Annotated in this window: 19 protein-coding genes and 4 pseudogenes; 10 read left to right on the top strand and 13 right to left on the bottom strand. The window is 60.5% G+C overall.

Annotation, left to right across the window (positions count from 1 at the left end; translation table 11 throughout):
- Nucleotides 1–64: 64 nt before the first annotated feature.
- Nucleotides 65–1215: pseudogene (locus tag MOV76_RS14225) on the bottom strand (IS256 family transposase).
- Between the two features lie 1253 nt (nucleotides 1216–2468).
- Between MOV76_RS14225 and MOV76_RS14220 the strand changes: the two are divergent.
- The 3 genes from MOV76_RS14220 (at nucleotide 2469) to MOV76_RS14210 (ending at nucleotide 5725) form a co-directional block, all read left to right on the top strand.
- Entirely contained in the window at nucleotides 2469–3602 is a 1134-nt protein-coding gene (locus MOV76_RS14220; RefSeq protein WP_225884181.1) for a phosphoribosyltransferase domain-containing protein, read from the top strand.
- A gap of 114 nt (nucleotides 3603–3716) precedes the next feature.
- A complete protein-coding gene (locus tag MOV76_RS14215; RefSeq protein WP_077991529.1) occupies nucleotides 3717–4817 on the top strand; it encodes a cysteine protease StiP domain-containing protein in 1101 nt (366 codons plus the stop codon).
- A gap of 158 nt (nucleotides 4818–4975) precedes the next feature.
- Complete coding sequence (locus tag MOV76_RS14210) at nucleotides 4976–5725, top strand: hypothetical protein (RefSeq protein ID WP_004675991.1); 750 nt, start codon at nucleotides 4976–4978, stop codon at nucleotides 5723–5725.
- Between the two features lie 270 nt (nucleotides 5726–5995).
- On the opposite strand, the pseudogene MOV76_RS40095 reads toward MOV76_RS14210, so the two are convergent.
- Nucleotides 5996–6343, bottom strand: a pseudogene (locus MOV76_RS40095) (DUF4334 domain-containing protein); the annotation flags it as partial.
- A gap of 5 nt (nucleotides 6344–6348) precedes the next feature.
- Between MOV76_RS40095 and MOV76_RS14200 the strand changes: the two are divergent.
- Nucleotides 6349–6466, top strand: a pseudogene (locus MOV76_RS14200) (DNA polymerase IV); the annotation flags it as partial.
- A gap of 204 nt (nucleotides 6467–6670) precedes the next feature.
- The gene (locus MOV76_RS14195) at nucleotides 6671–6928 is read left to right on the top strand and encodes a hypothetical protein (protein WP_018447059.1); all 258 of its coding nucleotides are present in this window, start codon (nucleotides 6671–6673) and stop codon (nucleotides 6926–6928) included.
- On the opposite strand, the gene MOV76_RS14190 is transcribed toward MOV76_RS14195, so the two are convergent.
- Nucleotides 6925–7308: a hypothetical protein gene (locus tag MOV76_RS14190; RefSeq protein WP_008534295.1), complete on the bottom strand. Its 384-nt coding sequence runs from the start codon at nucleotides 7306–7308 to the stop codon at nucleotides 6925–6927. The two genes, MOV76_RS14195 and MOV76_RS14190, sit on opposite strands and share 4 nt — an antisense overlap.
- Nucleotides 7309–7767: 459 nt before the next feature.
- Here MOV76_RS14190 and MOV76_RS14185 point away from each other — a divergent pair, with 459 nt between their 5' ends.
- On the top strand, nucleotides 7768–8265 hold the full coding sequence (locus MOV76_RS14185) for a helix-turn-helix domain-containing protein (protein ID WP_064820010.1): 498 nt from the start codon (nucleotides 7768–7770) through the stop codon (nucleotides 8263–8265).
- 4 nt (nucleotides 8266–8269) lie between these two features.
- Here MOV76_RS14185 and MOV76_RS14180 read toward each other — a convergent pair whose 3' ends face one another.
- Both MOV76_RS14180 and MOV76_RS14175 read right to left on the bottom strand, forming a co-directional pair.
- Entirely contained in the window at nucleotides 8270–8683 is a 414-nt protein-coding gene (locus MOV76_RS14180) for a hypothetical protein (protein ID WP_064820009.1), read from the bottom strand.
- Nucleotides 8684–8692: 9 nt separating this feature from the next.
- Nucleotides 8693–9241, bottom strand: coding sequence for a hypothetical protein (locus MOV76_RS14175; RefSeq protein ID WP_008534289.1), 549 nt, complete (start codon nucleotides 9239–9241; stop codon nucleotides 8693–8695).
- A gap of 254 nt (nucleotides 9242–9495) precedes the next feature.
- Here MOV76_RS14175 and MOV76_RS14170 point away from each other — a divergent pair, with 254 nt between their 5' ends.
- The 4 genes from MOV76_RS14170 to MOV76_RS14155 all read left to right on the top strand — a co-directional run bounded on the left by MOV76_RS14170 (nucleotide 9496) and on the right by MOV76_RS14155 (nucleotide 13632).
- The gene (locus MOV76_RS14170) at nucleotides 9496–9663 is read left to right on the top strand and encodes a hypothetical protein (RefSeq protein WP_007636000.1); all 168 of its coding nucleotides are present in this window, start codon (nucleotides 9496–9498) and stop codon (nucleotides 9661–9663) included.
- Nucleotides 9664–9751: 88 nt separating this feature from the next.
- Entirely contained in the window at nucleotides 9752–10720 is a 969-nt protein-coding gene (locus MOV76_RS14165; RefSeq protein WP_064820008.1) for a hypothetical protein, read from the top strand.
- Between the two features lie 23 nt (nucleotides 10721–10743).
- Nucleotides 10744–12675, top strand: coding sequence for a flagellar biosynthesis protein FlhA (locus MOV76_RS14160; protein WP_064820007.1), 1932 nt, complete (start codon nucleotides 10744–10746; stop codon nucleotides 12673–12675).
- A gap of 42 nt (nucleotides 12676–12717) precedes the next feature.
- Nucleotides 12718–13632 carry a pectate lyase gene (locus tag MOV76_RS14155; RefSeq protein WP_046977186.1) on the top strand — a complete coding sequence of 305 codons (915 nt, stop codon included), beginning with the start codon at nucleotides 12718–12720 and terminating at the stop codon, nucleotides 13630–13632.
- Between the two features lie 60 nt (nucleotides 13633–13692).
- On the opposite strand, the gene MOV76_RS14150 is transcribed toward MOV76_RS14155, so the two are convergent.
- From MOV76_RS14150 to MOV76_RS14115, 8 genes and pseudogenes are all read right to left on the bottom strand, one after another.
- Nucleotides 13693–14490: an EscU/YscU/HrcU family type III secretion system export apparatus switch protein gene (locus MOV76_RS14150; RefSeq protein ID WP_046977185.1), complete on the bottom strand. Its 798-nt coding sequence runs from the start codon at nucleotides 14488–14490 to the stop codon at nucleotides 13693–13695.
- On the bottom strand, nucleotides 14477–15286 hold the full coding sequence (locus MOV76_RS14145) for an EscT/YscT/HrcT family type III secretion system export apparatus protein (protein ID WP_046977184.1): 810 nt from the start codon (nucleotides 15284–15286) through the stop codon (nucleotides 14477–14479). Before MOV76_RS14145 ends, MOV76_RS14150 begins: the two co-directional genes overlap by 14 nt.
- Before the next feature lie 10 nt (nucleotides 15287–15296).
- Nucleotides 15297–15566 (bottom strand): flagellar biosynthetic protein FliQ, encoded by a 270-nt coding sequence (locus MOV76_RS14140; RefSeq protein ID WP_046977183.1) that lies wholly within the window; start codon nucleotides 15564–15566, stop codon nucleotides 15297–15299.
- Nucleotides 15567–15631: 65 nt separating this feature from the next.
- A complete protein-coding gene (gene sctR, locus MOV76_RS14135) occupies nucleotides 15632–16285 on the bottom strand; it encodes a type III secretion system export apparatus subunit SctR (protein WP_046977182.1) in 654 nt (217 codons plus the stop codon).
- The gene (locus tag MOV76_RS14130) at nucleotides 16285–17304 is read right to left on the bottom strand and encodes a FliM/FliN family flagellar motor switch protein (protein ID WP_046977181.1); all 1020 of its coding nucleotides are present in this window, start codon (nucleotides 17302–17304) and stop codon (nucleotides 16285–16287) included. The genes sctR and MOV76_RS14130 overlap by 1 nt, the downstream gene beginning before the upstream one ends.
- Nucleotides 17301–18620 carry a FliI/YscN family ATPase gene (locus tag MOV76_RS14125; protein WP_046977180.1) on the bottom strand — a complete coding sequence of 440 codons (1320 nt, stop codon included), beginning with the start codon at nucleotides 18618–18620 and terminating at the stop codon, nucleotides 17301–17303. The genes MOV76_RS14130 and MOV76_RS14125 overlap by 4 nt, the downstream gene beginning before the upstream one ends.
- Nucleotides 18613–19176, bottom strand: a complete 564-nt coding sequence (gene sctL / locus MOV76_RS14120) for a type III secretion system stator protein SctL (protein WP_046977179.1) — start codon at nucleotides 19174–19176, stop codon at nucleotides 18613–18615. The genes MOV76_RS14125 and sctL overlap by 8 nt, the downstream gene beginning before the upstream one ends.
- Nucleotides 19173–19559, bottom strand: a pseudogene (locus MOV76_RS14115) (hypothetical protein); the annotation flags it as partial. The gene sctL and the pseudogene MOV76_RS14115, both read right to left, overlap by 4 nt.

The raw sequence follows: 19559 nt of genomic DNA, 5'->3' as shown, positions 1-19559 counted from the left end.
GTCGGACCCTATCGAGACCTCGCCGCAGCTGCGAAGCCCCACTCATATCCGTTTGAATTTGGCATCAAGGCTTGACGCTTGCCGTCCACACGGGGCAATTCGGGCAGTGTATTAGCCTGCTGTCCCGCTCGTTTCCTAACCCGACATCACAGCGGGGCAGGCTGATTTGGGGATCATCGCTCATTTGGGCCATGGTCTCAAGCGTCATATACCTGGCGCGTTGAACGGCCCATTCATCATTCTGTTCGAGCAGCAATGCACCGACGAGACGGACGATGGCTTCGTCGTTCGGAAAGATGCCGACGACCTCGGTGCGTCGCTTGATTTCGCCGTTGAGACGCTCAATTGGATTCGTCGAGTGCAGCTTTGCCCGGTGCTCTTTCGGGAAGGTCATGTAGGCGAGCACGTCCTCTTCAGCGTCGTCCATGATGGTGGCAAGCTTCGGCACTTTCGGCCTGATTTGATCGGCGACACTGCGCCATTGTGCGGCTTGCTGCCTCCGGGGTCTCCTGGGCAAAGGCCGTCGCGATGAAGGCGGATACGACCCGCCTGCCGCTCTTTCCAGCATGCGCGAGCACGTTCCTCATGAAGTGAACCCGGCACCTTTGCCAAGTGGCATTGAGAACCTTGGAAACGGCAGCCTTGATGCCCTCATGTGCATCAGAGACAACCAACTTCACCCCGCGTAGACCGCGGCGCGTTAGCCTGCGCAGGAATTCCGTCCAGATCGGTTCGGCCTCCGAGGTGCCAACTTCCATACCCAGGACCTCGCGCCGACCGTCGCTGTTGACGCCCACCGCGATAATGACGGCGACTGAGACGATGCGGCCGCCACGCCGGACCTTGAGATAGGTCGCGTCCACCACAGGTCGTCGACAGAACGGGTCGAGATTCCCTGGATATACGCTTCCTGGATAACGGCCGTCAGAGCTTTCTCTGCCATGCGGCGCGGTTCAAGGAAGCTCGGAAAGTAGCTGCCTTTGCGCAGCTTCGGAATGCGAAGCTCCACGGTGCCAGCCCGCGTCTCCCGATGTCACGGTAGCCATTGCGTTGAGTGAGCCGCATCGAGTTCTTCACACCGAAGTCTGCACCCGTAGCCGAGCCTACTTCCAGCTCCATCAGCCGCTCGGCAGCAAGACCGATCATCTCACGCAACAAATCTGCATCGGCACTCTTCTCAACAAGGGAGCGCACGTTCATCATGTCATTGGTCATCGGTGATCTTTCCGTCAGGTTGGTCTTGAACAACCCGACCCTAGCGGAAAACACTGATGGCCGCCCGCAAAGCCGATCACCCGCTACAGCGCAGCGAGAAGCGCGCGGGCACTCGGCTTTACTCCCTCCCGTCAGCTACACCAGGTGCTGGGACACGATCCGCGTGCCGGTTGCTCACACCGCGCCACTTGGCGTATTCAAAACCGCCGAGGCTCTAATCGCCGCTGGATGAAAGTTCAGTGGCAGGTCACGCAGGCTCAAGACCCTCAAGGGCCTCACACTACGAGTTCGTCTGCAAGACATAGACTTCGCAGCCTGAACGTTTCACCCTCGATCCGCTCCATGAAAATGCCGGGACTGAACAACGACGGCTGAGTGCAGGCATCAAGACTTAAGTCTGTCGTAAAGCAGACAAAGCGAATACAAACGTGGTGCGAACTGTCGGCTATTGGCTGACACGAAGATGCAGAACCCTCGACGTGCTGGAGGTGCCCCAGGCACCTGCTATCATCGCAGGTTGGGGCCAAGGCTGGCCTGCTCTGATCCCCGGTAGTGGGCGGGGTACACCCTGCCGATTTCAATTAAGCTACGCCTTTTTTCCCGGCTGATCTCGTCCACCGTTCAAAGGCCCCACCGCCACGTCAGCAGCGTTTAGGCGAATATACGCTCCAGCATCTCTCTTAACTGCAGCGCTTCGCCGCCATCTGAGGTTTCGCGACCGCACGCGCTTGCCATGGCAGGTCCCGCAATCCGTCGCCCAAAGCCGTTATGGATGCAATACGAAATTTCCCGGCAATCTGGACATCTGCCGCGTGAGACCTGGAATGCAATATTCGAGTTCTGGTGCCTATTCAGCTCGCATTCGTGCTGCATGTCCGAGTGGCACGTCCCTTGCTTCACTTCATGCTACTGATTCACCGCAGAGAGCGAGGATGAACTGACGTAAACTCTATTTCTATCGCCCCAGTCGCTTTGTCGGAGATGGGTCACGAGCCGCATCGACGGGGCAGGAAGGCCTCAGATCGGGATTTAGCCCCAACGAAGCTGAAACCAGGGAGGCGCTCGCGCCGTGCTGGCCTTCGCGCCAAGGGCCGGCGAATTCTCCTGCGATATCGTGGCGCGGATGCACTCTGAGCCTCGAGAGGTAAGTGCTACCCTGCTCGTCAACGAGACGCCAATGAGCGTGCGGCGTCACAGAAACATATGGGACGGATTTTTTCCACGGTAAACGTCCGTACTTTCGAAAGCTGGCAATGGTGAATCCTTCAACATACTCTGCGCAACTCGCCGACGGCACTATCTCGGTTCACGTGGATCGAAGCCTTGTACCCCCCATCGAGATGTTCGGCTTCGGGCAGCGAATCAACCCGAACCGCTCGTTTCTGTTTGTTTCCAAGGTTCTTGGTCGATTCCTGCCGATCCGCCCTTCGGTCATGGGAAATGCATTCGACCTCCTTGCACGTCAGATTCCTGCCGATATTCCTGGTCCGGTTTTGTTCATCGGAATAGCCGAAGCGGGCATTGGCCTTGGTGCGGGTGTCCATCGGCGGTTCCGCGAACTCACTGGTCGCGGCGATGCAATATATATCTGCTCCACTCGCCATGATCTTAAACTGCCGCTGCTGTGCGAATTTGAGGAAGAGCATAGCCATGCCCCGCGGCACCTCCTGCACGAACCATGCGAGGCAAGGCTCCGCGACTTGGTTCATGGTGCGACCGGCTTGGTACTCGTTGACGATGAGGCTTCGACAGGTAAGACATTTGCCAACATCTTCGCTGCCCTTCCCGCAAAAATTCGTTTGAAGCTGAAGCACACAGTCCTACTTACGCTTACCGACTGGTCAGAAGGCGCTGCCCGCGCGGAGATCACGGGAACAGTCAGTGAGGCTACTATCGTTTCCGGACGGTACAGTTGGACTCCGCGTGGGGATTTCACGGCAGCTACTCCGCAGGTCCCTTACTGTGACCGTCCTAAGCGGCCCGAGGTCTGTCCCGACGTCGCTCGAGACTGGGCGCGTCTCGGCGTCGTCGATCACTTGCAGGGTCTCAATGCAAACGCTGCCGATGACGGGATTACCCTCGTACTCGGAACGGGCGAACACGTGTGGCAGCCCTTCCTGCTTGCGGAGCGCTTGGAAAAGGAGGGCGCTGAGGTTTTCTATTCATCCGTGACGCGTTCCCCCCTGTCGAAAGGCCACGCGATCGGTTCAGTACTTTCGTTCTCCGACAACTACGGCGGAACGGTTCCACATTACCTCTACAACGTCGATCCAGCGCTGTACTCGAAAATTATACTCTGCTCGGAGACAGGCCCGGAAAATGTCTGTGCCAGCCTGATGTCCGCACTGGGCGATCCCATTGTCCTTTCAGACGTAGAAGGTGAATGAAGCCGCCTTAGGCCATGCGGTCTGCCGCTTCGAAATCGGCTCACTCGATCGGACATTTCCGCCAGTCCACAGCGACACAACACTGCTGTCGCGTTATCTAAGGACATCACTCCCATGGGGGATATCTATGACAGCATCGCCTCCCCTGCCACACTAGGCTCCTACGCCGAATACGACGTGACGCTCCTTCTCAAGAGAGTGGATATTCAGCCTACTGACACGGCCACGAGGGAAGAGGCCATCCAATCCGGGCGGCGGCATTACTCGGAAATGATTTCCGCCGAGATGGCCCCGACCCGCGAATACATGGACCTGTTTGCTAAGGCCATGGCCACTGGTGGCCCGCGCATGGGCGCCGAGACGGCACGCCTCGCCCTCGCGATCGTGCAGTCGGTCGAGGGTCCTATTACCCTTGTCAGTTTGGTCCGCGCCGGCGTGCCCTTCGGCATCCTTCTCAAGAGGGCCATCGCCTTACTCGGCCGGGACGTCGGACACTACGGGTTGTCGATCATTCGCGACAAGGGCGTTGACGACGAGGCTATGCGCCACATTCTTGCCAGGCGTCCTGTCGAGAGCATCGTCTTCGTAGATAGCTGGACGGGCAAAGGAGCAATTGCGAACCAACTCGAAAAGAGCTTCAAGGACTACTCAGACCGGCCTGCGCGGCTAGTTGTATTGGCCGACCCCTGCGGCTGCGCATGGCTCGCCGCATCGGGCGACGACTGGCTTATTCCCTCCGGAATGCTAGGATGCACCGTATCCGGGCTTATCAGCCGCTCGATCCTCAACGCTGCCCTCGTCGGTCCCGGTGACTTCCACGCCTGCGTCCAGTGGGATAATCTCGCGCAACACGATATTTCCCGATCATTCGTGGATGGTATGTGGAATGATGTCTCCACTGTGATTGCAACCGAAATCCCGAGCGTCTGGAGTATCGAGACCCGCCGGGCGCATCGCGATGCCGCCGCCGCTGCCGTCGCCTGGGTGATGGGGGAGGACGCCGTAACAAACATCAACCGAGTAAAGCCGGGCATTGCGGAGGCGACCAGGGCCATCCTGCGACGTGTGCCGGAAAAGGTGTACGTCTCGTCGCCAACCGATCCAGAACTCGCGGCCCTCATGTACCTGATCGACAACAAAGGCGTCCCGTATGTCGTCTCCCCTAGAAAGATCGCCCCCTACCGCGCCGTCACGCTGATCCGGCACGTCTCCTAATCTCCACGTATGTCTACTTACGAGCTCGGCGCGCAGGTCAAGGAAACTGAGATGTGACAAATTCCGTATCGTAAAATTCATTGCCAATGGAAAATCCGCGAAAACTCACATCTGGCAATCGATCAGATATTTAACCAGTCGCATTTTGGAGTACGCATATGAAGCCCATTGCTCTGGTGGACCTTGACGACACCTTGTTTCAAACCAAGAAAAAGATACCGGAGATTGCGGAAGCCGATCTGGTATTGGCGTCCAAATCCATTAATGGAAGCAACTCCTATATGACGAAGATTCAAGCTGCCTTTGTCGAGTGGCTGCTCGTCTCCACGGAGGCCATCCCGGTTACGGCGCGCGGCTCTGAGGCTCTTTCGCGCGTTACGATCGCGTTTGAAAGCTACTCAATCGTATCGAACGGTGCCGTCATCCTCAAAAAGGACGGCAAGCCTGACGCCGAATGGCATGAGGTCGTCGCAAGGGAGCTCCGGCCGCTTGCCGGCTTTTTCGATAAGCTCCTCGATGAGGGCAGGACCAAGGCGAGGGAACTTGGCGTCCACATCCGGTGCTGGTCGGTGATGGAAGCTGATCTCGCGACATATGTTGTCTTCAAAGAGATTGACGGAGACGGCTCACGCCTTGAAGAGATTGTGCCGATCATTCGAGAAAAACGGGGTTGGGTTCGACACCACAACGGCAATAACCTTGCGCTAGTTCCGCCTGCGATCTCAAAACGGGTGGCCTCACAATTTCTGCTCAAAAAGCTTCGGACGGAGCATCCAGGTCGCCCAGTGATCGGCTACGGTGACAGTGTGAGCGACTTCTCCTACCTGTCCCTCTGCGACTGGTGGGGTGCTCCGGGTAACTCTCAAATGACAGACCTTGTCGTTTCCGCTGTTGCGCGTGAGAGATAGGTGACACGCGTACTGCGAACGCGGTGATATGTGAGGAGGGTGCAGGAATGATCCTGCACCTCCAGTCTTTTAGTAGAAACTTCCTATGGGTAAAACGCCGCGCCATATCGCGGTAAGAACCATGGCAAGCGCGGCGAGGATCGCGAGATTCCCGTCGGCTTTTACCACGAGTACGTAGAGCTTGTATTTCAGCATGATATGTCCTTTCGATGAGCTCATTAGGAACTGCCGTCTCGACGGTTCGTGCCTTACTTGCGCAGAGCGAAATTTCGCGCCCATGATCCTCTCGGCGTCGATCCGCCGGAAATGGTCGACGATGGGTTGATCGTCATAGACCATGGCCGCGCTCTTGACGCAGCCGAACATCATGGCCTTCAAAGACGCGACCGGGCCCTCGCCCGCAGCCGGCGCTGGAGATAGGAAAACTTGGTTGCTTGCCACACGCGTCCTGTCGATCTTATAAAAACGCAACGTTAGCCGAAGCGGGATCCATTTGGGATCCACGGCAACCAGCCGCCGGTCTCCCGCTCGAAACAGCAGCACATCGGCGCGCATGTCCGGCGTGAACCGTTTGCCGAACCAGCCAAGATCTTCGAGCACACCATCGAACGATGCCCCGTCGATTGGCGACTGTCTATCCATTCAAGCGGCCAGTGCGGCTGCTCGGCGTCACGCTTTCAACGCTGACGACCTCCGATCGGCAATGCACGACCCCAGTCCCAACTTGATCTCGGGCTCTGACGGCCCATCGCCCCGAAATAGAAAAGCCTGCCGCGGGAGGAGGTGCGGCAGGCTTTCCTAAAAGAACCGAACGGCGACCTGGGAGGAGGAGTGCCGCTGTTCCCACAGACGTCCCTTTGGGAGGAGGAGTGGGCCGTCTAAACTTCGAAGCGTTGCGGGAGGAAGCATCGCTTCGATGAAAATAGCAATACTCGGGCCAGCGCCATGAAGCCAGCGTCTATGTTGCACTGCAGCTATGCACCCGCCGCAACAATCGGCAGGACATCGAGCATTCCTACCCCTGATTTTGTCGGCGGCTCTGCCGCTGTTACAGAGTGGAACCGCTACAACGTCAATTTCGATATCGAAAGCCCCAAGAAGGCCGTGACAGTTCGCGGCGGCCCTGCCGTCATGGAAAGTAGCGCCGCTGGAGACGGTGGCCGGCAGCTAAGCTGGATCGGTGCGGTTCGCGACAGTCATTAGGGGACACCCGGTGACAGACAGTATGAAGTGGCAGTCGCTCCCAGAAGCGCAAGATGTTCTGCGGGTATGTTTTCACCGTTAAGACCCGGCTGTACAATCCCGATCCGGTACTCGATGAACTTGCGTCGGGCAGCCTTTCGAAGCGTGGCCAAGTCATTCAGGCTGCCTCGAATGAAACGGGCCCGGCCCTTAAGATGTGATGTTTCTCTCACGGTCAGGTGGTTGATGAGGTTCTTCAAGCTCCATGTCCCCTTCACCCCCTTCTGTGCTTGACCGCAAACGAGGTAAAGATCGTCCGCCCGGCGCCCCATTACTGCCTGCGAGTATTTCAGATGCCAGAGAAGTACGGTGACGGTATCGTCCGTCTCCTCGATCGCCACGACGTCCGCGCTCTCCCAGGTGTCATCGTCATCTCTTCCGGGAGAGTGGGCAGACAATCCTCGCAATGGGCGTTCCGCTGATCGCACCTCCTTTGGTTTTCTGACCACTTTACCGCCCGAAGCGTGACCTCTCGCTTTTGAGGCAAGTGTCCGAGCGTAAAGCGAAGCTATTGAATCTTGTAAAGAATTCGGTTGCGCAGCGGGCGGATTCCCGCTATCTTTTTCGATAGGGCAGTACGCGCTGCCCTGGGGTGTGGAAACCCCTACACGTGGTTGATGCCGGCCGTAACGGCATCACACTCCTTGACCTTCGGTCGAGGAGCCTGTGGCGTATGTCCAGGTTCCTCGGAACTAAAGGCCACAGGACCGTCGTGTACGGTTTCCAACTCCCCGATCAGTGGGTTTAGCGAGTTTTCAGCGGGGGCGCACCGCGTGAAACTCTCCATCGGGGTGTCCACCATGAAGCGCTATGCAGCAGCACAGGTCCGGACTTCGAGGCCTGCGCAAGCCGAACAGTCGAATTTAGCGCGCGAGTTGGTGCATCCAGTTGATCGGCATGTCGGACAGCAAATCCGTATCCGCCGAATGCAGTCGAATGTATCCCTAGGGGATCTCGGCGCCGGCATCGGGGTCAGTTTGCAGCAGGTACAAAAATATGAAAGCGGTAAGAACCGCGTCAGCGCTTCGATGCTCTACGAGCTTGCCAATTGCCTCAAGATCCCTGTTTCGAGGTTTTTCGAAGGTCTTCCAGATCCCGAAACCACTCAGGGCCAGCAAATCATAACAGAGATCGATGAGAAGATTGCCTATATTTCCACGGCGGAGGGACGGCGTCTGATAGACGACGTTTTGCTCCTTTCTCCGCGTGTGCGCAGCCGGATCGTTGCCCTCGTCAGCTCGATTGTCGATGAAGAGATGGAAGAACAGAAGCCGGTTGGTTCATCTGCTGGTTCTTAGCTCCCTACCGGTCGATTTTCTCCGCTGCTTCAAGCGAAAACTCGGTGCGCAATACCGCCTTCTGTGCCCGCGAAAAATCGGCGGCGACGTGTTCTGCCCGCTCTTGCGCGGCGCGCCGGGCGGCTTTGCGCTGCGCAAGCGATAGGCTGGCATCGGCTTCATGGCTGCGCAATACGGATTGTCGCATCAGCGCGTCCTGAAGCTCGGCGGCGGAGATAACGTCGCTCTTGCGCAATGCGTCGACGACAGGATTGCCGGCGGCCCGGCTTGCCGCGATGTCGAGCGCTTCGGAGGCTTTTGCTTCCCGCTCCCGCGCGCTTTCGGCATCCGCCCGCGCCTCAGAGAGGCTGCGGGAAAGATTGTCGGCCCGCAGGCTGCGGATCTGCAGCAACTGCCTGAGAGATTTCAGCGCCTTCATATCAGCCGCTCAGGCACCGTTGTTCGTCGTCAGGATTTCCAGCTGGCCGCCCTTGATGACCTTGATGCTGTCGGCTTGCTGCCGGCTCAGCACGTCTTCGACGGCCTTGGTGAAGACGGCGGGCCCGCGCACCAGCACCAAGCCGCTGGCGGGATCTTCACGCAGCGCATCGTCCGGCAGCAGCGGGAACAGCGCGCGAATGGCGTTTTGCTCGGTCTTCCAGCTGCGGCCGCCGCGATCGAGGACAACGGTGGAGACCTCCTGCTTCGGCGCGATGATGATGCGGCTGCCGTCATAGGCGACGAAGAGATTGCTGGCATCGCCAAGCTTGACGAAGGCCTTGGCTCCGCTTTCCCGCACGGACCAGTGCTCGACCTTGCCGCTCAGTGTCCCGACTGTCGTGACCGGGATGCCGGACATGAAGGACAACGTCTGGACAACATCGCCAAGCGGCAGGGAGACGACATCCAGGCGCACCTCCCGCTCGCTGGCGCCGGCCGGTGGAGGAAAGGAGGCCAGCAGTCCGATAGCGGCCATGTAAACAAAACGCGCAAACATCTGAGTTTACCTCACGATCCGGATATCGCCCGACAACTAATGAACGAAGGAAGGCAGGGGCTGCAAAATCCAGTCTATTAATAATTATCTGATCTACTGTTGCAGATCATCGGTCTGCTGGGAACAGGACGGATATCCATTTCGCGCATTTGTTGTACATATCGCGAATTAATAACTTTTTAACATAAGCTATTGAATTCGATCTTGAATTCTGCAAGGTTCTGGCCGCCAAAACCATGCAAGGAGTTCAAGACATGGCTACCAGCACTAGTACTTCGACACTTGATGCGGGCATCGGCTCGGCGATTTCCGCCTTCAAGTCGGCCCAGAACGAAGCGACCGCGCAGAGCCTGCAGGTTGCAACCGAAATCACCAAGATCAATGGCGTCGCAAACGCCATCAAGAAGATCGGCCCAGGCTGATTGAAACAATGGCGAGACGGGTTCGCCCGTCTCGCTTCCCCGCTCTCGAAGACAATAAAAGCCGCTCGACGGACGGTTCGGGAACAAGATGACCATGGATCTAGATCCCTCTTCGCCGACATTCAGAGGTAACGCCGGCAACACTGCGTCAGGCAGCGGCGGACCGGTCTTGCGCATCACGCGCGCCGGGCGCAGCTCCATTCTGCCGTTGACGGCGGAGCGGCAGGTGGTCGGCGGCAGCGCCGATTGTGACCTGATCATCCTAGGCGCCAAACCGGAACCCGCCTTTGCCATCAGTCTGCAGCGCTCCCGCGGCTCCGACACGGTGTCGTTGACCGCGTTGCGGGATGACGTGGCGATCGACGGTCGTTCCATCCCGCGCGATCGGACGATGAGCCTTACGAAGAGACAGACCATCTCCTTCGACGGCACGATCTGCGAACTCGAAGGTCTCGGCGCCCGGCGCGTGCGGTTCGAGCCGCGCCGGATTGCGGCTGCCGGCCTTCTCGGGCTGGCGGCGTTGCTTTTGCTGGCCGGCCTTTACAACAGCGATGCGCCGGCTCACGAAGCCCCGCTCGTCAAGGTTTCCGCCGCGCCCGAACCGGCGCCGTCATCGGCGGCGATCGCTGCCGAAATCCGCCAGGCCATTCGTATGGCTCAGCTTCCCCAAGATCTGAGCATCGTCGCCACCGCCGACGAAATTCGCATCGGCGAAGGATCGCGGCCTCTCGGCCTGCCCGATGAGACCAAGCTGCGCAGCATCATCGCCTCGATGAGCCGGCGGGGTTCCGTTTCCATCGTCGATCTCACCGCCCTCTCTTCCGGTCTCGACGGCTTCGTCGCCGCCGCCGGCTATACGCCCGTCAGATTCATCATCGGCTCCGACGGTCGCCGCTACGAGGAAGGCGATGTCGTTGCGAGCGGCTGGCGCATCAAGGAGATCGGCAAAGACCAGATGATCGTTTCCCGTGACAGTGAGGACGATACGGTCAATTTCGCCTCTGCCGGCAATGCCGAGCCGAAGCTCGCCGAAATTTCCAGCAGCGAACAAGAATAGGCGATGGCGTCGGAAGCCGGATCATGAAGGTAAGGTCATCCGCCATCGCCATGCTTGCGCAGCGCACCGATATGCTGCTTGCGGTTTTTTTCGCCTCCGTCGTGACGATGCTGGTGCTGCCGCTTCCGACAATCGTTCTGGACGTGCTGATCGCTTTCAATCTCTCCTTCGCTTTCGTGGTGCTGATCACCACGACCTATCTGAAGAGCGTGCTTGAAATCGCGACCTTTCCCGCGGTCATTCTGATCGGCACGCTGTTCCGCCTGGCCTTGACGATTTCCTCGACCCGGCTCGTGCTGGCGGACGCCGATGCCGGCGAGATCATCATGGCCTTCGGCGATTTCGTCGTTGCGGGAAATGTCGTCGTCGGGCTGATCATTTTCCTGATCGTGGCGCTGGTGCAGTTCATCGTGGTGACGAAGGGCGCCGAGCGCATCGCCGAGGTCGGCGCCCGTTTCACGCTCGACGCCATGCCGGGCAAGCAGCTCGCCATCGACAGCGACCTGCGCAACGGCCATATCAGCACGGAAGCCGCGCAGAAGCGCCGGTCGCGTCTCGAACAGGAGAGCCAGTTCTTCGGCGCGATGGACGGCGCCATGCGCTTCGTCAAGGGCGATGCGGTCGCAGGATTGGTGATCGTCGCCGTCAATCTCATCGGCGGCCTGGCGATCGGTATCTTCCAGAAGGGCCTGAGCTTTGCCGAGGCGGCCCATCTCTATACGCTGCTGTCGATCGGCGACGGCCTGGTCTCGCAGATCCCATCCATTCTGATGGCAGTCTCGGCGGGTATCGTCGTGACCCGCGTGTCCGATGACGGCAATGGCAGCCTCGGCAGCGATATCGGCCGCGAACTCTTCCGGGAGCCCCGCGCATTGGCGATTGCGGCGGCGCTGACGATCTGCGCGGGCTTCGTGCCGGGATTTCCCACAGGCGTGCTCGGCGCAATCGGCCTGTGCCTGGCGGGCCTTGCCTTTATGGTGCATCGCCGGCGCACCGGCCCGGCCGCAGCCGGATCGGCGAATGCCGTGGAAAGCGCCAATTCCTATCCGCTCGACCGGACGAAATATGGCGATCCCGTCGTCGCCACCGTCTCGGTGGAAACGCTGGCGCGGCTTGAGGCGATGCGGCTCGGCGAAATGCTGGACGGGCGGATCCGCATGGCGGCGCGCGCCGTCGGCGTCTCCGTGACGGTGCCGACGTTCAACGCCGATCCCCGCATGGCCGAGGATCTGATCCACCTTCAGGTCGAAAACGTGCCCGCCGGTCTCGTCAGCTGCGGTCCCGAACGGACGGCCGAACAGATTGCCGACGACATCGTGCGCATCGTCCGCCGCCATATCGGCGCCCTGTTCAGCGTCGACGACGCGGCACAATGGCTGGGCAGCCTCGAACCGCGTCTCGGCAAACTGGCGATCGACGTCGCCACCCAGGTGCCGCTGATGCTGACGGTCGCGGTCGTCAGACGCCTGCTGGATTCCGGCGTGACGCTTTCCCAGCCGCGCGGACTGCTGGAAGTGATGCTGCACGCCGGCACCGATCACGCGCCGGATGCCCTGGCCGAAATGGCGCGCGCCGCGCTGGTCAAGCAGATCGCCTTCGGGCTTCTCGACCGGCGCGGATTGCTGCCGGCGCTGGTGCTTCCCGCCGAATGGGACCACTTCATCCGCTCCTATGACGCCGCTGGAGCGACCGAGAAGATCGAGATAGCCGAAAGGCTGCGCCTGCTGGCCGAGAAAGCCAGGCAGGCTCTCGAGGACGCCAACGAGCGGGGATACGATCCCATCATCATCGTGCCGGGCGAGTGGCGCCTGCTCACCCAGACGCTGATGATCCACCACAACTGCCGCATTCCGGTGCTGGCGGCGGAGGAGATCGACAGGGATATAACGATCGAAACCATCGGAGAGATCGGGCAAATCCGGAACGCTGCCGGCTCCAAACAAAGGCCGGGCTGATAGAGCAAGTGAAGTAGACGAGACCAACTGGGGATGAATGCAATGTGTGGCGTAGATGGACAAAGGCCCATAGACTTCGACAGAACCTCCCGTTTCGACCTTGAGTCCGATTGCCTTGGCGGCAGCAATAGGGCCGACACGGATTTCACCGCCATCCGAACCCGCAAGGTCTCGCCCTTCGAAGATTTCTCCGGCAACCCGCCGACGCTGACCTCCTATGTGCCGAAGTCGCGGGAAACGTCGGAAAACGGCATGGATTCCGACCCCAAGGATCTGCTGCGCAAGCACATCAACTGGCAATCCCACTCCAAGAAGGTGGATCCATCCGACGAGAAACAGGCCACGACTTTGCAGACCACGACGGAAAAACCCGACCTCTCGAAAGAGGGCAGCGTCATCGTCGTCAACGAGCCGATCGTCGTGGATGGCGGCGTGTTCGACGGCAAGGGCGCGACCTATACGGCCTCGTCCAAGCTCGGCGATGGCGGCCAGTCCGAAACCCAATCGCCGCTGTTCATTCTCAAGAACGGCGCCACGCTCAAGAATGTCGATCTCGGCGAGAATGGCGCCGACGGCATTCACGTCTATGGCGGCGCGACGCTCGAAAACGTCAATTGGCAGAATGTCGGCGAGGATGCGCTGACGGTAAAAAGCGCCGGCGACGTCACTATTATCGGTGGCTCCGCCAAGGGCGCGACCGACAAGATCTTCCAGATCAATGCCGACACGAGGTTCTATCTGAAGGATTTCGTCGCTGACGGCTTTACCACGCTCGTGCGCACCAACGGCGGCAAGCAGATCGACGCCGACGTCACCATCGATGGCGGGGCGTTCTCCCACGGCAGCAACGTCTTCCGCACCGACAGCTCGCTTGCCAGCGTGACGTTCCTCTCCGATATCACGCTGGACGATGTGAAGAACTGGACGCGTGTAGGTGACAACCAATCGGGCGTCTGAGACGCCCGACCACCGGAACCGCAAAGCGAAGATCAAGCGGGCGGCTTAGGCTCCCGCTTTTCATTGCCGGCCTGGTCCTTGCCTGCGCGGCGGGCTGCTGCGCATTTCCGCGCCGATTTGCCGGCGCGCCGATTTCAGCTTCGGGTCGCCCTGGGTATCCTTGTATTCGCGCCGCGCCTCGGTCTTGGTCATGCGGTGTTCGTGCCTGAACAGCGCGCGCGAAATGCGGATATCGAAAAAGGCCGCCGCCACCATGATGCCGGCGGCAATGACGAGGATCGAGCCGAGGAGATGGGCTGTCGTGGAGAGCGTGCATGCTTCTCCGCAAAGAGGCGACCAGAAGATGCTGTTGAGGAAATAGAGGATCGCACCGCCGCCGGCGGCGGCGAGCAGGACAAACTTGACGAGCCCCTTGACGAACTCGGCGATGCTCGCGAGCGAAAAAAGCCTCTTGATGCCCTCGAACGGATTGAGCCGGGTGAAATCGAAGCTCATATGTTTGAACGATACGGGAAACCCCTGCCCGTCGAGGATCGACACCAGGATGGTCGCGGCAAGACCCATGGCAAGCGGCAGCCACATGAGATCGAGCAGCGCCACGCCGGTTTCGCTCAAGCCGACAGTGACGGCGTCGGAGAGGTCGGCCCGCGCGGCGGACTGCAGGCCGCTATCGAAACTGCGGGTGAAATCCTCGAGGATATCAGGCAAGCCCCAGGTGACGTAGACGGCGATGGCAAGAACGGAGATCGCAACCGGGATTTCCTTCGAGCGGGGAACCTGGCCCTCGCGGCGGAGCCGATCGAGCTTCACCCGGCTCGGCGGCAGGGTTTTTTCTTCGGTATCGTCATTTTTGGCCATGGGTCACCTCCAGCATGGCTTTCACCTCGTTGAATCCGTCGATCCAGAGATCGTGGAAATAGCTGGAGATGAAGGCCGTGTAGATGACGAGAATGACCACGACCGCGAAGTTCTTGATGGCCGGCAGGCTATCGTTCAGCGGGAATTGTTTCGACGAGCGGCCAACGAAGGCCAGCGACAATTCGAGCGCGCAGGTGACGATCATGAACGGGGCGGCAAGCAATCCGGCCGCTTTGAACAGCCGGCCGAATACACCGAGGATCATGTCGAGCGGATCGTCGGGCATGGCGGGCATGAGCTTGAAGAGCGGCCAGAACTCGAACGACTTGTAGAAAATCGCGACCAGATCGATGATGCCGCCGGCGCTGACGAAAATCACCAGGGCGATCGACATCATCAGCGAACCGAGCGGCGCGGTTTCCAGCGCGTTGATCTGGTCGAAGAGATTGGCGGCATTGGCACCGCGATAGACATCAGTCATATCACCCGCCGCCTGGGCCGCCCAGAAGGGAATGCCGAGCCCCATGCCGACAAGCGCCCCGAAGCAAAGTTCCTTCATCGAAAGGGCGGCCAGATCGAACCAGGACGTATCCCCCAGCGCCAGCGTCGAATAAGCGAAGGCGACGGAGGGCGCCGACAGGCCGATTGCGAGGCCGAAACGCAGGATGCCGACGATGCTGAACAGCGAGAAGATCGGGAAGATCAGCAGTATCCCGAGCGCGCGGGCGGCGCCGAGCATGGCTGCGGCCGGTGCCGCGACCTCGATGCCGACGAGCGGAAGATGATCCGGCCCCATCCGCCTCGCCTCACTGAACCATGGTCGGGAAGTCGTTGAGGATGTGAACGGAATGTTCGATCAGCGGCGTTGCCAACACCCGGCCGAACAGCAGCAGGGTGATGGAGATCACGAAAATCTTGACGATCTGCGCGATGGTCTGTTCCTGGATCTGCGTCGCCGCCTGGAAGATGGCGATGACGAGGCCGAGAAGTGCGGCAAGGCCCAGAATAGGGCCGGCCAAGGCGAAGGTCGCCATCACGGACATGCCGATTTCGGCTGCGACCTGATCCTCACCCATGACGGCAAGCCTTTCCGGTCTGCGCGGCAGGCACCCGAACCGGTGCGTTCGTCATGGCAGGCTGCTCACTGCGCATAGGATAGCACCAGACCTTCCAGCAGTCGCCGCCAGCCGTCGATCGAGACGAAGAGCAGCAGCTTCAGCGGCGTTGAAACCACCGTCGGCGACATCATCTGCATGCCGAGCGCCACGAGAATGGCGGAGACGGCGAAGTCGATCATCAGGAAGGGCAGATAGATCAGAAATCCGATTTCGAATGCCCGCGTCAGTTCCGAAACGAGGAAGCTCGGCGTCAGAACGGTGATGTCGTCGGAGGCGATCGGGCTAACCGGTGCGTTTGCCCAGATTTTCTGCGATGCCTGGACGAAAAAGTCGCGGACCTCGGCATCGGAAAATTTCAGCATGAAATCCTTCAGCGGTGCCGCCACCTTGACCATGCCGTCCGCCATACCACTGACCGTGGCGAAATCGCCGCTATGGGCGAGCAGCAATTGCCAGCTGTTCTGCAGCACCGGGTTCATCACGAAGGCCGAGAGCACGATGGCGATCGCAAAGACCAGGAGATTCGGCGGTGTCTGCTGGATGCCGATCGCATTGCGCACGATCAGGAGAACGACCGAAATCTTGGTAAAGGAGGTTGCTATCACGGCAATGACCGGCAGCATCGAGATCGCCGCCATCGCCACGAGGCTCTGGGCAAGAGGAAAGGTCTGTTCCATCAGTCGTGCAGCATTGTCACGCGAACGGCGCTCAATCCATCCACGGAGATAATTTCCCCCCGCCCGATGACACGGCCCTGGGCGATGATATCGACGGCATCCGTCAGCGGCCTGTCGAGATTGAAGACATAACCTTCGCCGATCGTCTCGAGTGTGCGAAGCGGAAGCTCCAGCCGTCCTGCATCGAAGACCAGCTTGATCGGGATGCTGTCGACAGGCGACGGACGCGGCTCGCCCTGCAATTCCTGATCGACGGTTTCATTCGTCATGAAATGCCTCATTGGTCCGGTTGGCGTCGACAGAAGCGGCTGGGTGAGGACCGCGCCTTTGTCCGATCGCATGCAGGTTGCAAGGTAACGTTCACCCGTGATCGCGATCACGGTCTCCGGCGCCGCCCCATCGATGACGATGCCGTCCCCCAATCGCAGGGATTTGATCTCACCGACCGACAGCACGGCATAACCGCGCCGGATGCCGACGGTCGTCGTCAGGGCATCGAGCGTGCGGCGCGGCAGGCGGCTCGCCCAGCCGACCAGCCCGTTCAGAAAAGCCTCGTCGAAGCGGCCGCTCAAGGGCAGGCTCATGCCGTTCCAGCCGATTTCGAAGCCGAAATTGCCGCTGGCATCCGGCTGCGGCTCCACGCCGATCTGCAGCAGCGACAGGCTGATGCCGATCTTGTTCTCGATTGCCTCGAAGGCCTCGACGAACTGATGTTCGACCACCGCCGCCTGTTCATGCGGCGACAGTTTTTCCCAGAGGAGCAGCGGTTCAAGCCTTTCGGCCAGCAACCGCAATGCGCCGGCCGACGCAATCAGCATCTGCTCCCGTTCGCCGATGCGGCAGAGAAGACCGACCGGATCGACGATCCGCGCGGCTGCGATATCGGGGGACAGTGGGCGAACGGAAAGCGTCTGCTCCCGGACCGGAATTTGCCAGGCGGCGCGCATCATCGTGTCGGAACGGGAAAAGAAGCTCTCGGCCATCGATGACCGGGGCCATGCGGTCGCTGCGATATTCATCGGACAAGCTCCTCGATCGCTTCGACGATCACGCCGAACGGCTGCGGCTTGCCCTGGCCGTCAAACAGGAAGCGCTGGATGAGCCCGTGTTTGGCGACGGCCTCGTCGACGGCGGCATCGCGCCCCTGGCGATATTCGCCGACGCGAATCAGCAGTTCCACCTCGTCATAGAGGGCCAGCAGGGCGCGCAGCCTGTCGGCGGCCTGGCGATGGCTCTCGCTCACCACCGCGCTCATCGTCCGGCTTCGGCTGGCCAGCACATCGATCGCCGGAAAATTGCCCGCCCTGGCAATCTTGTCGGAGAGCACGATATGGCCGTCCAGCAGCGATCTGGTTTCTTCGGCAATCGGATCGTCCTGCTCTTCGCCTTCGACGAGGACCGTATAGAAAGCTGTCATCGTGCCGTTTGCGCTGTTGCCGGCGCGCTCGAAGATCTGTGGCAAGACGGCGAATACGGAAGGCGGAAAGCCGCGTCGCACCGGCGGTTCGCCGGCAGCAAGCCCCACTTCGCGCAAGGCGCGGGCCATGCGGGTGACGCTATCGATGACGAGCAGCACATGTTTTCCCTGCTCGCGAAAATATTCGGCGATCGCCGTTGCCGTCATCACCGCCTTGAACCGCTCCAGCGCCGGGCGATCGGATGTGGCGACAACCAACGCCACATTCGAGGGGACGCCTTCCGGCATGTTGCCGGCAACGAATTCGCCGACCTCGCGTCCGCGTTCGCCGACCAGGGCGCAGACGATCACATCGGCCTTGTTGTTGGCGACGATCTGGGACACCAGCGTCGACTTGCCGGCGCCAGGCGCGCCGAAAATACCGATGCGCTGGCCCTGGCCGCAGGTCAGCAATCCGTCCAGGGCGGCAATCCCCGAGGTAAACGGCTGGCGGATGGGGCGCCGCGACAGAGGATCGACCGGCTGGCCGTAGAGCGGCTGCAGGAAACGCGCGTCCTCGCCGGCGGGGTTGGCGGAGGGACGCAGGATATTGCCGTGTGCGTCGACGATCGCGCCGAGCAGGAAATTGCCGACGGAGACGGCCGGTTCCCGGCCGGTCGGGACGATTTCCGTGCGCAGGGAGATGCCGCGGGTTTCGCCGTGAAGCGAGAGAAGCGCCGTCTCGCCGTCGATGCCGACGACATCGGCAAGGCCGATGCGACCTCGGCCCGGCTCATGCAGTTCACAAAGCTCGCCGATCCTGACCGAGGGGATGAGCGCCCGCACCAGCAGGCCCGAAACACTCTTTACGCGCCCGCTCTGCCGCCGCACGTCCGTTTGTTCGAGTCTCCGCTCCATCCGAAGCAACGCGTCAACCATGGACGAGGGCCTCGATCACGGTGGCGAGCTGGTCTTTCAAGCCGATCTGGCTGCGTCCCGCCGACGTCTCCAGAATAATCTCGCCGGCAGACATCAGCGGATCCGTCTCGATAGTGATGCGGTGATCGATATCCGCAATTGCCCGGGCGATCATGGCGGCATCGTCGGGGGCGACATGCAGGGCGATCTCCTGGGCCTCAGCGGTCTGGGATATGGCGTGGCGGACCAATCGCCTCGTGCGCTCGTCGGCCTCCATCGATCCGAGGATCAATCCGACCGATTTCAGAACCACCGCCTCGACCCAGCTGTCGAGATTGGCAATTTCCTGTTCGGCTTTTCCGAGCGAGGCGGCAAGCCGTGCGGCGGCATCGCGAACGCCCTGTTCGAACCCGTCGCGATAGCCGTTTTGGGCGGCCTGCTCGCTGGCGGCGGCAAGTGTCGCCTGCGATTGGGCGGCGTCGTGGCGGGCAGCCTCCAGAATTTGCGCCGCCTCTCTGATCTGGCCGAAACTCTCCGCCGGAATGATGCGGTCGTGGCGCGCAAATCCCGAGCTCATCGTCCGGCGCCTTCCTGTATGGAGGCGACCTCGTCGACAGCGGCCGTCGCCAGAACGAGCGCCGGGCTCTTCAAGAGGGAAGCCGAGCCGTTTTCGGCCATGTCGCGCCAGCCCGCCCACCGCCATGCCGCAGAGATCCGGTATTCGTCTGCCAGAAGCGCCAGCATCGACCAGCCATCGGCCTCGACGACATGCCTTGCCTGCTCGCTCAACAGATCAAGCGGCGGCGTTGCCGTGGAAAGATTGATGTGGCCGAGGGCGAATGCGACCGCTTCCTCGCCGTAGACGGCCTTGAGCCTCGCAAGGGTCGGGCGATCGACCGCGGGGCAGAAGGCTGCGAGATGATAGGCGAGGCCCGCCCGGAGCGCGGCCGTTGCGCGTCC

Origin of the sequence: Rhizobium sp. PRIMUS64 (assembly GCF_023006465.1) — a bacterium.
Classification (GTDB): domain Bacteria; phylum Pseudomonadota; class Alphaproteobacteria; order Rhizobiales; family Rhizobiaceae; genus Rhizobium; species Rhizobium leguminosarum.
This window is presented reverse-complemented; position numbering and strand designations above follow the sequence as displayed.

Coding starts and splice junctions, on each gene's coding strand:
- MOV76_RS14160 (WP_064820007.1), top strand. CDS start 10,744: ATGAAGGTAAGGTCATCCGCCATCGCCATGCTTGCGCAGCGCACCGAT.
- MOV76_RS14170 (WP_007636000.1), top strand. CDS start 9,496: ATGGCTACCAGCACTAGTACTTCGACACTTGATGCGGGCATCGGCTCG.
- MOV76_RS14155 (WP_046977186.1), top strand. CDS start 12,718: ATGTGTGGCGTAGATGGACAAAGGCCCATAGACTTCGACAGAACCTCC.
- MOV76_RS14125 (WP_046977180.1), bottom strand. CDS start 18,620: ATGGTTGACGCGTTGCTTCGGATGGAGCGGAGACTCGAACAAACGGAC.
- sctR (WP_046977182.1), bottom strand. CDS start 16,285: ATGGAACAGACCTTTCCTCTTGCCCAGAGCCTCGTGGCGATGGCGGCG.
- MOV76_RS14175 (WP_008534289.1), bottom strand. CDS start 9,241: ATGTTTGCGCGTTTTGTTTACATGGCCGCTATCGGACTGCTGGCCTCC.
- sctL (WP_046977179.1), bottom strand. CDS start 19,176: ATGAGCTCGGGATTTGCGCGCCACGACCGCATCATTCCGGCGGAGAGT.
- MOV76_RS14140 (WP_046977183.1), bottom strand. CDS start 15,566: ATGGGTGAGGATCAGGTCGCAGCCGAAATCGGCATGTCCGTGATGGCG.
- MOV76_RS14130 (WP_046977181.1), bottom strand. CDS start 17,304: ATGAATATCGCAGCGACCGCATGGCCCCGGTCATCGATGGCCGAGAGC.
- MOV76_RS14150 (WP_046977185.1), bottom strand. CDS start 14,490: ATGGCCAAAAATGACGATACCGAAGAAAAAACCCTGCCGCCGAGCCGG.
- MOV76_RS14180 (WP_064820009.1), bottom strand. CDS start 8,683: ATGAAGGCGCTGAAATCTCTCAGGCAGTTGCTGCAGATCCGCAGCCTG.
- MOV76_RS14165 (WP_064820008.1), top strand. CDS start 9,752: ATGACCATGGATCTAGATCCCTCTTCGCCGACATTCAGAGGTAACGCC.
- MOV76_RS14145 (WP_046977184.1), bottom strand. CDS start 15,286: ATGGGGCCGGATCATCTTCCGCTCGTCGGCATCGAGGTCGCGGCACCG.
- MOV76_RS14210 (WP_004675991.1), top strand. CDS start 4,976: ATGAAGCCCATTGCTCTGGTGGACCTTGACGACACCTTGTTTCAAACC.
- MOV76_RS14220 (WP_225884181.1), top strand. CDS start 2,469: ATGGTGAATCCTTCAACATACTCTGCGCAACTCGCCGACGGCACTATC.
- MOV76_RS14215 (WP_077991529.1), top strand. CDS start 3,717: ATGGGGGATATCTATGACAGCATCGCCTCCCCTGCCACACTAGGCTCC.
- MOV76_RS14195 (WP_018447059.1), top strand. CDS start 6,671: ATGAAGCCAGCGTCTATGTTGCACTGCAGCTATGCACCCGCCGCAACA.
- MOV76_RS14185 (WP_064820010.1), top strand. CDS start 7,768: ATGAAGCGCTATGCAGCAGCACAGGTCCGGACTTCGAGGCCTGCGCAA.